At 38.8% G+C, this 14,595-nt stretch carries 13 protein-coding genes and 2 pseudogenes; 10 read left to right on the top strand and 5 right to left on the bottom strand.

Translation table 11 applies throughout. The features are described from left to right. Nucleotides 1–412 precede the first annotated feature (412 nt). Nucleotides 413–1,774 carry a hypothetical protein gene (locus A9Y75_RS05910; RefSeq protein ID WP_071188587.1) on the top strand — a complete coding sequence of 454 codons (1,362 nt, stop codon included), beginning with the start codon at nucleotides 413–415 and terminating at the stop codon, nucleotides 1,772–1,774. Nucleotides 1,775–2,050: 276 nt separating this feature from the next. Here the strand turns inward: A9Y75_RS05910 and A9Y75_RS05905 are convergent, their stop codons facing one another. Then, nucleotides 2,051–2,905: a PD-(D/E)XK nuclease family protein gene (locus tag A9Y75_RS05905; protein ID WP_071188586.1), complete on the bottom strand. Its 855-nt coding sequence runs from the start codon at nucleotides 2,903–2,905 to the stop codon at nucleotides 2,051–2,053. Between the two features lie 105 nt (nucleotides 2,906–3,010). Here A9Y75_RS05905 and A9Y75_RS05900 point away from each other — a divergent pair, with 105 nt between their 5' ends. The 6 genes from A9Y75_RS05900 (at nucleotide 3,011) to A9Y75_RS05875 (ending at nucleotide 6,785) form a co-directional block, all read left to right on the top strand. Beyond that, a complete protein-coding gene (locus tag A9Y75_RS05900) occupies nucleotides 3,011–4,438 on the top strand; it encodes a phosphoglucomutase/phosphomannomutase family protein (protein ID WP_071188585.1) in 1,428 nt (475 codons plus the stop codon). A gap of 156 nt (nucleotides 4,439–4,594) precedes the next feature. After that, entirely contained in the window at nucleotides 4,595–4,864 is a 270-nt protein-coding gene (locus tag A9Y75_RS05895) for a LapA family protein (RefSeq protein ID WP_071188584.1), read from the top strand. A 135-nt stretch (nucleotides 4,865–4,999) separates the two neighbouring features. Then, nucleotides 5,000–5,272 (top strand): hypothetical protein, encoded by a 273-nt coding sequence (locus tag A9Y75_RS28290; protein ID WP_071188583.1) that lies wholly within the window; start codon nucleotides 5,000–5,002, stop codon nucleotides 5,270–5,272. Nucleotides 5,273–5,448: 176 nt separating this feature from the next. After that, nucleotides 5,449–6,054 carry a hypothetical protein gene (locus A9Y75_RS05885; RefSeq protein ID WP_071188582.1) on the top strand — a complete coding sequence of 202 codons (606 nt, stop codon included), beginning with the start codon at nucleotides 5,449–5,451 and terminating at the stop codon, nucleotides 6,052–6,054. Nucleotides 6,055–6,300: 246 nt separating this feature from the next. After that, nucleotides 6,301–6,519 (top strand): hypothetical protein, encoded by a 219-nt coding sequence (locus tag A9Y75_RS05880; RefSeq protein ID WP_071188581.1) that lies wholly within the window; start codon nucleotides 6,301–6,303, stop codon nucleotides 6,517–6,519. Next, nucleotides 6,516–6,785 (top strand): hypothetical protein, encoded by a 270-nt coding sequence (locus A9Y75_RS05875; protein WP_071188580.1) that lies wholly within the window; start codon nucleotides 6,516–6,518, stop codon nucleotides 6,783–6,785. The genes A9Y75_RS05880 and A9Y75_RS05875 overlap by 4 nt, the downstream gene beginning before the upstream one ends. A gap of 121 nt (nucleotides 6,786–6,906) precedes the next feature. Here A9Y75_RS05875 and ndhD1 read toward each other — a convergent pair whose 3' ends face one another. Then, entirely contained in the window at nucleotides 6,907–8,481 is a 1,575-nt protein-coding gene (gene ndhD1, locus A9Y75_RS05870; RefSeq protein ID WP_071188579.1) for a photosynthetic/respiratory NAD(P)H-quinone oxidoreductase subunit D1, read from the bottom strand. Between the two features lie 511 nt (nucleotides 8,482–8,992). Here ndhD1 and A9Y75_RS05865 point away from each other — a divergent pair. Next, nucleotides 8,993–9,205, top strand: a pseudogene (locus tag A9Y75_RS05865) (hypothetical protein); the annotation flags it as partial. Nucleotides 9,206–9,421: 216 nt separating this feature from the next. On the opposite strand, the gene A9Y75_RS05860 reads toward A9Y75_RS05865, so the two are convergent. Further along, the gene (locus tag A9Y75_RS05860; RefSeq protein ID WP_071188578.1) at nucleotides 9,422–10,363 is read right to left on the bottom strand and encodes a DUF4351 domain-containing protein; all 942 of its coding nucleotides are present in this window, start codon (nucleotides 10,361–10,363) and stop codon (nucleotides 9,422–9,424) included. A 117-nt stretch (nucleotides 10,364–10,480) separates the two neighbouring features. Between A9Y75_RS05860 and A9Y75_RS05855 the strand changes: the two are divergent. Both A9Y75_RS05855 and A9Y75_RS05850 read left to right on the top strand, forming a co-directional pair. Further along, nucleotides 10,481–10,669: pseudogene (locus A9Y75_RS05855) on the top strand (element excision factor XisI family protein); the annotation flags it as partial. 168 nt (nucleotides 10,670–10,837) lie between these two features. Further along, entirely contained in the window at nucleotides 10,838–11,506 is a 669-nt protein-coding gene (locus A9Y75_RS05850) for a hypothetical protein (RefSeq protein WP_071188577.1), read from the top strand. Nucleotides 11,507–11,601: 95 nt separating this feature from the next. Here the strand turns inward: A9Y75_RS05850 and A9Y75_RS05845 are convergent, their stop codons facing one another. Together A9Y75_RS05845 and A9Y75_RS05840 are read right to left on the bottom strand one after the other, a co-directional pair. Beyond that, nucleotides 11,602–12,270, bottom strand: coding sequence for a YaaW family protein (locus A9Y75_RS05845; protein WP_071188576.1), 669 nt, complete (start codon nucleotides 12,268–12,270; stop codon nucleotides 11,602–11,604). Between the two features lie 191 nt (nucleotides 12,271–12,461). Then, on the bottom strand, nucleotides 12,462–14,537 hold the full coding sequence (locus A9Y75_RS05840; RefSeq protein WP_071188575.1) for an NAD(P)H-quinone oxidoreductase subunit 5: 2,076 nt from the start codon (nucleotides 14,535–14,537) through the stop codon (nucleotides 12,462–12,464). Between the last annotated feature and the right edge of the window lie 58 nt (nucleotides 14,538–14,595).

The following is a 14,595-nucleotide window of genomic DNA, read 5'->3' as shown; positions in this document are numbered from 1 at the left end:
TGTGGACTAGATAGTGCCGACACTTCTAGGAGATCAGTGAGAGCAGTGGTCAGTGAGCCTGTCGAACTGAAGAAGCAGGAAGAAAAAGCAGGCTATTGTTAGCATTAGTTAGCTTTTTTGGATCGGATTAGGTAAAAGCATTTTTGAATTTACCCCACAGTCCCCCTTTGCCCCAATTTCTCTACCTGTCTTAATCAAAACTTTACGCTCAGAAGCGTAAGATTTATGTTCACTTTATTTTACTACTAAGTAATATTCCGGAATCTACTGTAAGATATTCATATAAGATTCTTCCCTAAAAATATTGAGAAGAAAGTATTTTGATCATTTTGAATTCCGGTTTTATACGGTTGACAAGGAAAGTTCAAAGTATGAAAACTAACTTAAGGACGTTTGTAAACGGTAAGAACAGGTGAACAATTGGATTAGTTCTGAATCTGAAACAACTGTGGAGCAAACACCTTCAGCAAAAATGCCAGGTGGTAGACTGGAGTACCTTCACAACTATCATGACAGTTATCAAGAAGAACAGTTAGTATATCAACATTTACTTCATTTGGTGCAAATGGAATCTCCCAGCCAAATGATTGAGCGCTTTCGCTGTCTATTTATTGAACGTGCGAATTATCCTGAGCCAGAAATTATCTCCATTTTAGACAAAATTACAGGCTCTAAAACAGCAACAGAAGATTTTAAATTTTTCCTCAACCGTTGTTGCCACATTTTAATTAATCGTTGGTATATGCAACCGCAGTCGCATGGCGCTATTGCGGAACTGATCGAATTGTTTGAATCTCGATCTCATAGGATAGGAGTAGGTAGTTTTCGCTTGCGAGAAATTAGGCGCTTGCGTGAACTAGTACAGATTTTTTCAGAAAGTGACCAATATGTAATTTTACGTCGCTTTACGCAAATAGTTAATCAAACCCCTAAATGGGATAGTCACAAAAATAGTCAGCCCTTAATGACTTTGATTCGTCGCTATCCCTACTTGTATGAACATTGTTTAATTAGCGAAGACGCTACTTTGGAACAAAAAGAAACAATCATACATTTTCAGAAGCAGGTGCAGAAAAAATTTGAAATTGATTTGTCACAATATGTAACTTATAAAGTACGTCAGGTTAATATCATTACAAAAACTTCGCCATCTCAGGTAAATCGGATTTTACGCCCCATTAATAATCCTACATTGTTGAGTGATCGGGAGCTTTATAGCACCTTAAAGCAATTCATTGGTAATGCTGAAGGTGACTGCACTTATCAAGAAAAAGCGCAAAAATTTTTAAACCATAGCAGTCAAACTGCCAAATTCCATAGTTTTAAAGATGATTTATATGAATATCTAATATCATCTGTGGATGGACAATATGGTAAACGTCAATTTAATCGGCGCTTATACTCCCATTTACAAAATACATTACCGCAAGCTGATGATCAAAATCTCACAGATTTTTTAATAGTCAGAACTTGCAGTCACTTACTCAACTTTTTAGTTGTCAACAGCCAAACAGATCCGCAACATTCGATCTTCTTAGATTTGGTCAGTAATCAAGGTACGTTACCCACCATTGGGTTGCTGCTAAAAGTGGTACTTATTTGTCGTAAAGTCAAACCATATTTAGAAAAAAGATTTGCAATTTTGTTTAACCACTATGAATCTGCTACTAACGATGGTATTGGTTGGTTTGTGGGAACTTTAGAACAATTGAATATTGCCATGAGTATTCATTTTGGTAATATTGATTTATCATTTTTTAAGCAATTCTGTTAATTTTCAGCGATTAACGGGTTCAATAGGGATAGGAGTCAGGAGTCAGGAGTCAGGAGTCAGAAGAAAGAGGGAAGAGGGAAGAAGGAAGAGGTAAGAAGGAAGAGGTAAGAAAAGAAGTTAGAATAATCCAGAACCCGATCAGGTGCATTAGTTTTGATATGATCAAGGCTTATTCCTTGCACTATTATCACTTTGAATAGCTTTAAAAGCCTTAACTGGTAAAGGTTTTAGTTTTATATGCCTAACGGCTCCCGTAAGGGATACAGCAAACCCTAATTAACTGCGATTTTTAGTAATTGGCATTGCCTGTAATTTTGCAGGCTTAAAATCAGAAAATTCGCAAATTGAGTTAAATGGACAAAATCGGCAGTGATTACCGGGATTGGGTGGAAATATTTTACTAAAATTACTGCTGCCGGCTTGATATTTTTGTAAATCTAGTTGATGTTGGTGGGCTATATTAGCTAACTCTGATTCAATCGATGCTAATTCATTATTATTAATAGTAATTAAATCAGATTTTTGGCAAACTTCCAAATTATAAAATGAGGCTACAGCCGTTTTTCCGGGATAAAGATAACGTGCTGCGAGTAAATAAACTAATGCTTGTCGTTTATCAAAAGCCGATTTACCAGTTTTAAAATCTAAAATATGTAAGGTGCTATCAGACTCGATAAACACACAATCCATAGCTGCATATAAGCGAAAACAATAGTTTTCCTGTTCAATGACAATTGGTTTAGGAAATCCTTCATCACCTGGGGTTAATTGGATAATTCTTTTACCCAACAGCAAGGGTGATTTTTGATATTTTTGTAAGATTTGTAGTACTCTTTGCTTGACTTGAAAAGTGAAATTGCTTAATTTCAGTAACTGGGCAACTTTTTCTACACCATCAGACTGAGTTAACAAATGTCGATGATGATGAAACTCATAAACACCTTTTTGGGCTAGTATACCAATTCGTTGGGGTGGTGTGGCTTGGGCTAACAAAGCTTTTACCTGTGGTTCGTGTTGCCGCGCTTTAATAAATCCACGCCTCATTTGGCAATGCCAACGTTCTTGCCCTGTCGCTGGGGCAACTAAAGACCAAAGGTGATAACTGGCAAAAGGTCTATCGGGGGTTGACATTGCTCAGGGAGAGTGAGAGAAAATACGATTGGGATACTTGCGGCTACACACGCTTTGCGGGATGCTTCCTAATAGTAAAGATGATGCAGGGGAGAAAGTGGCAAAATGAGCAACAGTAGCAATTCCAGCAAGATAAAATTTGGTACTGATGGTTGGCGCGGCATTATTGCTGATGATTTTACTTTTCCCAATGTGCGGAAAGTAACCAGGGCAATAGCTAGTTACCTGGAAACTGCCTACAGTAAAGACAGACCAGTTTTAATCGCCTACGATACAAGGTTTTTAGCTGATGAGTTTGCCCGAACATCTGCCGCAGTTCTGGCTGATTTAGGGTGGAATGTGAAAATTACTGATCGGGATTGTCCGACTCCGGTAATTGCCTACAACGCCCGTCATTTGAATTCCGCAGGGGCTTTGATGTTTACTGCTAGTCATAATCCTGCACCTTATTGTGGGATTAAATATATCCCCGATTATGCGGGGCCTGCCACTCCAGAAATTACTGATACTATTGTGGCAAATATAGAGAGTGCATCTGATGAGTTGCCCGGAAGTAATCCATCAGGTACAATTTCTACTTTTGATCCGAAGCCTGATTATTTGAATTTTATCTACACTTTACTGGATGTAGAAAGAATCAAAAGCGCGAATTTAAAGGTCAAGTATGATGCCCTTTATTCTACTTCTCGCGGTTATTTAGATGAAGTTTTGCAACAATGCGGTTGCCAGTTAGAAAGTTTCCACGATTGGCGGGATGTACTTTTTGGTGGCGGGATGCCAGAACCGAAAGGGGAACAATTAGTTGAATTGGTGGATGCTGTCCGCGCTGATAAGGCGGATTTAGGTCTAGCGACAGATGGCGATAGCGATCGCTTTGGTATTGTCGATGAACAAGGTAATGTCCTCACTCCCAATACAGTGCTGTTAGTTCTAGCACGGCATTTGATAAAAAACAAGGGTAAAAGCGGCGCAATTGTGCGGACGGTGGCAACTACGCACTTGTTAGATAATTTTGCGGCTAAATATGGTCTGCAAATTTATGAAACTGCTGTGGGCTTTAAATACATCGGTGAGAAGATGCGGGAAACCGCTGTTTTGATTGGTGGAGAAGAATCGGGCGGTTTGAGTATCATTGGTCATATTCCTGAAAAGGATGGCGTTCTCGCCGATATGCTGGTGGCTGAGGCTATTGCTTATGAGGGTAAGCCTCTGAGTCAATTGGTTCAGGAAGCGATCGCAGAAGCTGATGGTCCGCTGTATAACAATCGCTTGGATTTACACCTTACCGAGTCTCACAAAAATGCTGTGATTGATTCTTACACCAAAAATCCGCCTTCAGTAGTGGCGGGAATTAAGGTGAAGGAAGTCGGACGGAAGGATGGGATTAAATTGTATTTAGAAGAGGGTAGCTGGGTGTTGCTGCGTCCTTCTGGTACAGAACCTTTGGTGAGGGTGTATATGGAAACTAACTCACCGGAAAAACTTAGTCAGATTGCTCAATTTATGGAGAGTGAAATTGCTAAGTTAGGATAGGTAATAGGGGACAGGTGACAGGGGACAGGTGACAGAATAATAGATAGCCAGGGAATAAATTCCCTGTCTAAAAGCAAAAGTCGGTTAAAACCGACTAGAAATATATTATTGAACTTCTGACTCCTGACTCCTGACTCCTTTTTTATATATAAAATTATGAAAAATTTTGTGAATTTATTAATATCTATAGTTATAGCTGTTTGGGTAATTGCGATCGCACTGATTTCGGTGCAGAATGCTACGCCTGTATCTTTACGGTTTTTGGTGTTTCAATCAATTCAAATTCCTTTTGGTTTGGTGTTGGCTTTTTGTGTGGCTGTGGGTTTAATTGGTGTGGCGGTTTTACAGCCTTTTTGGGGGTTGGGTGCGTCGAAATCTAGGGTTGATGAGGAGGCGGAGTTTTTTATTGATGATGAGGATTTTTAGGATTGTGTTTCGCGCAAAGGCGCAAAGGGGCAAAGAGAGAAACGTAAAAATGAGAAGTTTTGCAAAAAGGCTATTGCGAAATTTAGTATTTATGTATTAAATTGTATATTTACTACATACTAAAAATAATAGTCTATGGATTTTTTACCAATTCAATACCATCTGGAAATTTACGAAAACTCTTTTGTCAATGATGTATCGCTTGCATTCTCTAGCCATTCCCCATTCCAAAATTTTTCAGTAGGTGACTATTTCAATCATCAACTTCTAAATTGCTGGTATACAGAACTTAAAAAAGATGAGACATTCCAAGTTAAAATAGTAGAGCATATCATGTGGAAGATCGAGAATTCTCACATAGGACATAAAGTTATGGTTTGTTTAGAGCTAACTAAACAAACTGGATAACCTTATTACTTTTATCTATACAATTATAAATGTCTAAATCTTAGTATTTATACAATAGACATCTCCGAAAATCAAATATGCATGACTTGAAACCCTTGTAGAGACGTTCCATGGAACGTCTCTACAATCTTTACCGGAGATGTTTATTGTGCAGTTAAACTGTTTTACTCGATTTTATGGAGAGTTTAAATAAAGAAGAATACGAAGCAAAAGATAGGGCATTCTACAGTGCTATGATTAGTGCTTGGCTTAACACTAGAATTGAACGTGATAAACAACTGTTGGGATTATCATCTACTGCTATTGGATTACTGGTTACTTTACTAAGGACGGTTGGAGTTTCAAATTTATGGCAAATGGCACTCTTCGGTTTTGCCCTTTTATTCTTTTTGATTACAGTAATCGCTGTTATTTGCATTCTAGATAGAAATGCTTCACACATTGAAAAAATGCTTGTTGAATCTGAAACTCAAGATAAGGGTTTAGAATTTCTAGATAAGATTGCGGAAATTAGTTTTATATTTGGTATGATATTGGTGGTTATAATTGGAATTAGTTCAGCAAAAATTAACCTCAATGAGAAAAAAGTAAGTATGAATCTAGAAAGACAACTTAATAAACAGTATCACATACATGTAGGCGAAAAAAGTTGGAATGGACTTGAGAAGTTGCGTCCACAACCTCCCAAAGAACCACAAACACCTCCTCCTAATCCCAGTCCTCCAACTACCTCTGAAATTAATAACCCTGTCCAGCCAAACGAGGCTAGTGGAAACAATTAGAATTTTAAAACCGCTATTAGCTGAACGACTGGTTTAATCTAGCGATCGCATATCGGTAAACTGAAAAAAAGCGATATTCTTAATTTACGACAGATATCACTTACTAAAACCCTTATTTTCTAATTATTTGCTCCTTTGCGACTTTGCGCGAAACAAAAAAGCGATATCTCCGATAAGCTTTAGCTAATGCACCAAAAAACGACAGTACAATAGTTAACAAGCCTTATTCACAGCAGCTTTACAGCAATGACTCAGTTACTTGAACAAGCGATCGCACAAATAAAGCAACTTTCTGAAACTGAACAAGATAGAATTGCTTTACTTATTATTGAAGAACTAGAAGAAGAAGTTATTTGGGATAAAGCATTTGCCAAATCTCACGATGTACTTGCTCAACTTGCAGCAGCAGCATTAGCAGAAGATAAAGCAGGTAAAACTCAAGAATTAGATCCAGAAAACCTGTGAAATCTAGAACAAATGCTCAGTTTCGCAACTTATACGCTGAACTTCCACAGCAGGTTCAGCAACAAGCACGCGCAGCTTATCGACAGTTTAAAGAAGATATCTGGCATCCTAGCCTACGTTTTAAGTCAGTGCATCCCAACTTACCTATTTATTCTGCTCGTGTTAGTAAAAATTATCGTGCTGTAGGTGTGCGAAACGAAAGCGGTATCATCTGGTTTTGGATTGGTACTCATGCAGATTATGACAAGCTATTATCTCAGTTATAATTCCTGCCAAAACTCTTACTTTCCTTCTTTGCGTCTTTGCGCCTTTGCGTGAGATAAAAAGGCTGAAAAAAGGGCAGGTATCAAACCCACCCTCATCATAACTCGTATTTGTAATTACGAATTAATTACCAATTATTGGCGCACTTAAAGAAACTTGCTCTACTTCTTTTTGAGCCGTCAAAGTTGGTACAGAATCACGCAATCTTGCAGTCAATTGTACAGTTGTAGCATCGTACATTTGTGTTAGCAACTTGGGATAAAAACCAATCCCGATAATGGGAATCAACAAACAAGCAATGATAAAGACTTCACGGGGTTCAGCATCAATCAAAGCTTGGTGAGAAACTAACTCTTCGTTTTCTTGACCGTAGAAAATTTCTCGCAACATTGAAAGTAGATAAATTGGCGTTAAAATCACACCAACTGCCATCAAGAAAATGACAATGACTTTGAATGTCGGGTTATAAGCATCGCTAGTAGCAAAGCCAACGAATACCATTAATTCCGCTACAAAACCACTCATTCCCGGCAATGCTAAAGATGCCATTGAACAAGTTGTAAACATAGCGAAAATCTTCCGCATTCTTTTACCGACACCACCCATTTCATCTAACATTAAGGTGTGTGTTCGGTCGTAAGTTGCACCGACTAAAAAGAACAAACTTGCCCCAATTAAGCCGTGAGAAACCATTTGTAAAACTGCCCCACTCAAACCCAAATCGGTGAAAGAGGCAATACCAATAAGAACAAAGCCCATGTGAGAAATTGAAGAGTAGGCAATTTTCCGTTTTAAGTTCCTCTGGGCAAAGGAAGTTAACGCAGCGTAGATGATATTTACTACCCCCAAAATTACCAACGCAGGTGCAACATAAGCGTGGGCATCAGGTAGCATTTGGGCATTCATGCGAATTAAGGCATAACCACCCATTTTCAGCAAAATACCTGCTAGTAACATATGCACGGGGGCTGTAGCTTCACCGTGGGCATCTGGTAGCCAGGTATGCAAAGGAATGATGGGCAACTTCACAGCGTAGGCAATGAGGAAGCCAGCGTACAGTAAAAGTTGTAAATTTAGTCCAAAATCTTTCAATGCGAGCGATCGCATATCGAAAGTCACTGTATCGCCATAAAATCCCATTGTCAAGGAAGACAGCAAAATAAACAGCGAACCGCCAGCAGTGTATAAAATAAACTTAGTTGCTGCATATTGGCGTTTTTTACCGCCCCAAATCGACAGCAGGAAGTATATCGGTACAAGTTCCAATTCCCACACCAGGAAAAATAACAACATATCCTGGACAGCGAACACAGCGATTTGACCGCCATACATTGCCAGAATCAAGAAGAAAAATAATTTCGGCTTGAAGGTGACTGGCCAAGCTGCTAAAACCGCCAAGGTGGTAATGAATCCAGTCAACAGAATTAGGGGCATAGACAAGCCATCTGCCCCTACTGACCAATTCAAACCGAGTTGCGGAACCCAGGGGTAACTCTCCACCAGTTGCAAATCGGGATTGGAGAAATCGTACCCAGTACAAAAAGCGTAAACAATCAGTGCGAAATCTATCAACCCAACGATGAGGGAATACCAGCGCACTGTTTTGCCGTCTTTATCTGGGATGATAGGAAGTAGTAGTGACGCGGCTATTGGGAACAAAATAATCGTCGTCAGCCACGGGAAATTAGCTATATTCATCACAATCAGTCTGCAATTAAAATCTTGTTTGGCAAAAAGTCACTAGTTATTAACTAACAGCTTTTTGGCAATTTTCTCCTCATTGTTAGGTTGATTTAATTAAATTGACAATACCCGACCATCCCAGATGCAGCAATAGACCTCTTCTTGTTGTGTATCTGCCAGGTAAACTGCCCGCCAATTGGCTCAAATTGAGCAATTATGGCATCTGTACGACATTAAATGGCAAATTTGTCAGAATCAGGATGTCCAGGATTAAAGGATTTACAAGATGATCTTTTTCCAGAGTTAAATATTATACAATTTCTGTACCATCAGCTTGATGAATTTTCACAGTATATCCTCGACTATAAGCTTGGTAATGTTTTCCACTTACACCACCTGTAAAATCTTATTCTGGAAGCATTTCGTTATCTGTGATATCTGACTGTTTGGAATTAGTATTGTTCATTATTTTGATTGAGTTATTTTTAGTAGAATAAACTGGTAAAGTTTAAAAGGAAATTAGATTATGTCATCTCCAGCAATTACCACTGTAGTTAAAATGATGGAATCTTTATCTGAAGATGTACAAGAACAAGTTGCAGAACATCTGAGAGAATATTTGGCAGATTTGCAAGATGAACTGAAATGGGATAATTCATTTAAGAAAAGTCAAAATAAATTGATTGCATCTGCTCAACGTGCTAAAAGAGAAATTGCGGAAGGACTTGCAAAACCAATTGCTAAAGAACCAAATCTTTCGGAATCTATAGAACAATTCCGACAAGAATTAATAGATGAAGAAATAGAAATCAACCCTGATGAAGTTTGGGTAAATGTCCGTGATTATGTTCCAGGACGTGAGGTAATTTGGTGATGCGCTTTTTATCTAAAATCCTGATGTGTTGGGTAGAATGAAATGCAGAAAAACATTAATCCTCTACCTCAACACTATTATTTATTGCTCCTGATTTTGTTGCAACCAGTTGATTAAATCATCAACAGAAGTAAAATCTAATAAAGCTTCTCCCAGAGATTCTAACTGATCAATAGATAATTCAGTAATTACTTGCTGAATATCTTCTGAAATTTCTCCGAAACGTTTTTTAAGTTGTTTCAAAACTAAATTTTGCTCACCTCTTTCATAACCAATGCGTTCACCGGTGGTAACATAAGTCATAGTGATCTCCTGTTCAAACGCTTTAAAATCTTGCCAAAATTCCCTTTCTAATGGTTTTGGTAATAACATTACCCAATCTATAAAGCGGTAAAGGTTGCGGATATCTTTTTCCTGTAAACCGCGTTCATACAGTCTTCTAATGAGTTGAAATTTCCAGTTTTTCCGTTCCTGTGGTTTTTTAGTGGTTGCTTGGGTTTTGAGATGTGCCATTACCACTATAGCAAAAGGGTTATTACTCCTTTCCAACTCTTCCCAGCGATTTTGATAGTCTAATAATTTAACTATCCCAAACTCAAAGTTTAACTTGGTGTGAGGATAATTATAACTATATACCGTCGGTCGCCATTTGGGATCGGTATCACATAAAATTGCTAAACTAATGGCAGGTTTACCAAAACGGTCAAAAATGCGAAAGTTATAGGTAAACATCCTTTGAGGAAAGATGTCTTCTGATGTACCTTGTACTTCCAAATGGATAAATAGCCAAATTTCGCCACCTTTTTTAGCGAACACTTTAACTAATTTATCAGCGTATCTTCTTCCTTGTTCTGCATTACGGGATATTTGTTGAAATTCCTTATCGAGAAATTCATAGGGTTTATTCCAGTCAATTAATGCAGATGTTTCTGGGAAGAAAAATTCGATAGCTTGGGGAAGATATGCTTCTAATATTTCTTTCCAGGGACTATCTTGATCTGATCTTTCTTGTTTTTTGGTCATTGTGGACTTGGTAGATGATATATTGGTAATATCATATTTGACAGTAGGGTGTGTAAGCGTTGCGTAACGCACCAAAATTGATTAGATTTAATCTCATGAATTAATGTGAGTTACGTTTATGGGACAATTATTCATGTAGATATTAGAGATGGAAAAATTTGGATTCAGAGGGATTTTACAGAGGAAGGGGTGGCTAGTGAGTTGGTAGATTTGGGAGTACCAAAAACGGATATAGTTTTAGGTTTTAAGCCACCTTATATGAGACAGTTTACTGATTTTGCATCGGGTTATATTTTTGTAACTTGATAATTAGTTAACTTTGAGGATAGGCGTTTTGTTTGTCCTTTTTTGAGTAAAATTAAGATTTTTACAGAAATTTTCGGTAAAAACGATTACAAATGTTCGGTTTTTACGATGTCAAGTTTACTTTTTCTATCTAGAGTAGGATGAGTTAACGTTATTTATGGTAAACAGATGTCTGACATAGATTACAAAAACGGATTCGTTTACATCATAGAATCACCTTCAAATAATGACCTTGATAAGAATGTGGTGGAAGGACGCTATTTAAGCAGAGCCTTTAAGTATAATGATATTCCTTATAAATATAATTTTGTTTCTGACTTACAAACACTGGAAATTGCGCTCGGTTCAGGTCTAGAAAAAGCTTGTAATCAATTGAATAAATTTCCTATTCTTCACTTAACTATGCATGGCGATCAAGATGGTATAAAGCTTAACAAAGAATATATACAATGGGGTCAATTATACCAACTACTCCTTCCATTGAAACAATATATGAATGGAGGGCTGATTGTTTGTATGTCTACTTGTCAAGGATTCACTGCTAGAATAATGGACAAGAATAATGATGGTGAACCACCTTTCTTTGCAATTGTAGGTAATAGAAAAGTAGTGAGCTATGCTGATTGTGCCGTAGCTTATATCACCTTTTATCGTTCATTGTTTCAGGGAAAAAGATTGAGTCACTGTGTGAAAAAAATGCGGATTGCATCTGGCAATAATGATTTTATTTTTCAATATGGAGTAGAGATTAAGAAAGAAATGTGGGATGAATATCTAGAAGATTTAGAAAAAGTTAAAAATATAAAAACTAATTTGTTGTGTATGGGCGATCTATAGGCAGGTAAGGTGCGTTACACTTGGTTAACGCACCATTTATTGGTCAGCATTAGGAAAATCACATATACAAAAAACTCTTATACCAGAAAAAATAATTAAGCGAAACCACCATCCAGCCTTGCTCTAAGAGCGCAAATATAAACAATAGCTGGAATAACTCTTTTATAACTAGGTTCGGTTAACTGCCATATTGTAAATAATCCTGCACCTATCCAACCAACTGGGCCGAGAACGAGAGCTATAGTACGTGACATTGTTGTATAAACAACAAAAGGTAAAGTAATTCCTATCATTCCGCTAAGTGAGCCAAGTGTTGTTGAAGCTAGTAAATAAATACCAAAACCAGACAACTTAGCACCAGTCAAAGCAAGAAAAATACTACTACTTCCTAAAAGTTCACTTCCTTTATCAAATTCTGATGCTGTTTTTCGTAACTGTTCTTCCATTTGTCGTTTTTGCTCAGGTGTCATGTTCTCCCACATCGTTTCTATTACCTTCTGTGCAATTTTGATTTCCATGACACTAGCAGATTCATATTTATCACATTTGATTTTTAACTTTTTAGCAGCACGTCTAACTATTTTTTGATAACTTGGATGATCATCAAATATTTCATTAAATATATAACTTGCAGTATCTTGACTCTTTTCGCATAGACGATCAATAATACGGTCAACTGTTGGTTCTTTAGCTTTGAGAATATCTGCTAAAGCTTTTCTCTCGTCAAACGATGCACTATTTAATAAATATTTAAGGTCATCCATATCGTTAAGGAGTATTAACGGTTACTTGTTTAACTCTAAAAGTATATCAAATATTACCCAATATTGAATATATCGCACTTTTGTATTCTTACTTTGCGTCTTTGCGCCTTTGCGTGAGAAAAACTCTGCGTCCTCCGCGCCTCTGCGTGCAAAAAAATAATCCAGGGGCGGACAAACCGCCCCCATTAAAATCAGGTAACACCAAAAACAATCACCAAGCCCAAAACAGCCCCAAAAACTATCAAGGCATAGAATTGAACCCGACCGCTTTCCAGGTATTTCAGACCTTCACCACTAACAAGAGTAAAGAAACCAGTCAAATTAACCGCACCATCAACAACGCGGAAATCAACTTCCATTACTTGTCTAGCAACACGACGCAAACCAAGGACAAACACACGGTGATAAATATCGTCAAAATACCATTTGTTCAACGATAATTCATACAAAGGTTTGATTTTGGAAGCGATCGCAGCAGGGTCAATTTTCCGGGCTAAATACATCAGCACAGCTAAAGTAATACCCACAACAGAAATAGCCACAGAACTACCCGCCATAATGTAAAACTCATGGGGGTCAAATTCCGCAGCTTTTTCCATTACTTCAGCCAAACTTTCGTTAGGAGAGTAGATAAACTGCTCAAAATAATTGGCGTAGGGAGTACCTATCAAACCAATTAACATCGAAGGAATAGCCAACACCAACAACGGTAAAGTCATCGTCCAAGGAGACTCATGGGGAGAATGGCTGTGTCCGTGGGAGTGACTATCCAGTTCGCCTTTTTTCATCGCCCCAGGACCGAAATTAGGCGCTAATTCTACTCCACCTAATTTTTCAGCAACCGCCGCCGCAGCATTCTTAAGTTGGGTTTTGATTTTCTCATCATTACCCCGGAATTTGCCTTCAAATGTCGAGAAATACATTCTAAACATATAAAAAGCGGTAATCCCAGCAGTCACCCACCCAATGAACCACAAGAAGGGGTTAGCCGCAAAAGCCGCACCGAGAATTTCATCTTTTGACCAGAAACCAGCAAAAGGAGGAATACCGGAAATTGCCAAGCAACCAATTAAGAAGGTGATACCGGTGGCGGGCATATATTTCCGCAGTCCGCCCATTAAGCGCATATCCTGCGCTAATACCGCATCATGACCAACAACGCCTTCCATGCCATGAATTACCGAACCTGAACCCAGGAATAGCATCGCCTTAAAATAGGCGTGGGTCATGAGGTGAAATAATCCAGCAGAGTAAGCGCCTACTCCCATAGCCATCACCATGTAACCGAGTTGGGAAATGGTGGAGTAAGCCAGTCCCTTTTTGATGTCGTTTTGGGTAATAGCGATAGTAGCACCCAAAAATGCTGTAAATGCACCAGTAAAGGCGATCACGTTCATCGCTGCGGGAACGTGTTCAAATACAGGGTACATCCGAGCAATCAGGAATACACCTGCTGCCACCATTGTCGCCGCGTGGATAAGGGCAGAAATGGGAGTGGGACCTTCCATTGCATCTGGTAGCCAGACATGGAGGGGGAATTGGGCAGATTTAGCAACTGGACCGAGGAAGACGAGAATTGCTAACACGATAGCGAGGAAATTGCTAATAGAACCGGTTTCTACCAGTTCCGATAAGCGATCGCCCATAATCATGAAATCAAAGCTTCCTGTCGCCCAGAACAGCCCCAGAATGCCCAGGAGTAGACCGAAGTCACCCACCCGGTTTGTGACAAATGCCTTTTGACAAGCATCTGCTGCGGCTTTGCGATCGTACCAAAATCCTACTAGCAGGTAGGAACACATCCCCACCAATTCCCAGAAGATATAAATTTGTACCAGGTTGGGGCTGACCACCAAACCCAACATTGAAGAACCAAATAAGCTGAGATAGGCGTAAAACCGGACATAACCTGGGTCATGCGCCATGTAGCCATCAGTGTAAATCATGACCAGGAAGGCTACTGTTGTGACAATCACCAGCATTAAGGCTGTCAGGTGGTCAATAGTGTAGCCCATTGTCAGGTGAAAATTGCCTGCTGATGCCCATTCAAAGGTACGGAGATAAGGCGCATGGCCTTGATATTGACTCCACAGCAAGGCCAACGACAATCCCATCGCTGCTCCCATCAGGGAGATAATTACCACAGCGTTAAGCTGTCGCAGGCGATTTGTCACCTGATTTATTGAGATTAGCCCTAGACCGACCAGCATTGCTCCCAAAAGAGGTAATACTGGAATCATCCAGGCATACTGATAGATTACTTCCATCACTGACGCCTACTTTTAAAATTCTTGACTAAGTTAGGATAGTGCTGTAGAAGTTTCT

Origin of the sequence: Trichormus sp. NMC-1 (assembly GCF_001858025.1) — a bacterium.
In the GTDB taxonomy this organism is placed as follows: Bacteria; Cyanobacteriota; Cyanobacteriia; order Cyanobacteriales; family Nostocaceae; genus Anabaena.
This window is presented reverse-complemented; position numbering and strand designations above follow the sequence as displayed.

Excerpts from the sequence above, each read along its gene's own strand:
- A9Y75_RS05880 (WP_071188581.1), top strand. The coding sequence starts at position 6,301 with ATGACTCAGTTACTTGAACAAGCGATCGCACAAATAAAGCAACTTTCT.
- A9Y75_RS05905 (WP_071188586.1), bottom strand. The coding sequence starts at position 2,905 with ATGTCAACCCCCGATAGACCTTTTGCCAGTTATCACCTTTGGTCTTTA.
- ndhD1 (WP_071188579.1), bottom strand. The coding sequence starts at position 8,481 with ATGAATATAGCTAATTTCCCGTGGCTGACGACGATTATTTTGTTCCCA.
- A9Y75_RS05845 (WP_071188576.1), bottom strand. The coding sequence starts at position 12,270 with ATGGATGACCTTAAATATTTATTAAATAGTGCATCGTTTGACGAGAGA.
- A9Y75_RS05895 (WP_071188584.1), top strand. The coding sequence starts at position 4,595 with ATGAAAAATTTTGTGAATTTATTAATATCTATAGTTATAGCTGTTTGG.
- A9Y75_RS28290 (WP_071188583.1), top strand. The coding sequence starts at position 5,000 with ATGGATTTTTTACCAATTCAATACCATCTGGAAATTTACGAAAACTCT.
- A9Y75_RS05860 (WP_071188578.1), bottom strand. The coding sequence starts at position 10,363 with ATGACCAAAAAACAAGAAAGATCAGATCAAGATAGTCCCTGGAAAGAA.
- A9Y75_RS05840 (WP_071188575.1), bottom strand. The coding sequence starts at position 14,537 with ATGGAAGTAATCTATCAGTATGCCTGGATGATTCCAGTATTACCTCTT.
- A9Y75_RS05900 (WP_071188585.1), top strand. The coding sequence starts at position 3,011 with ATGAGCAACAGTAGCAATTCCAGCAAGATAAAATTTGGTACTGATGGT.
- A9Y75_RS05885 (WP_071188582.1), top strand. The coding sequence starts at position 5,449 with ATGGAGAGTTTAAATAAAGAAGAATACGAAGCAAAAGATAGGGCATTC.
- A9Y75_RS05850 (WP_071188577.1), top strand. The coding sequence starts at position 10,838 with ATGTCTGACATAGATTACAAAAACGGATTCGTTTACATCATAGAATCA.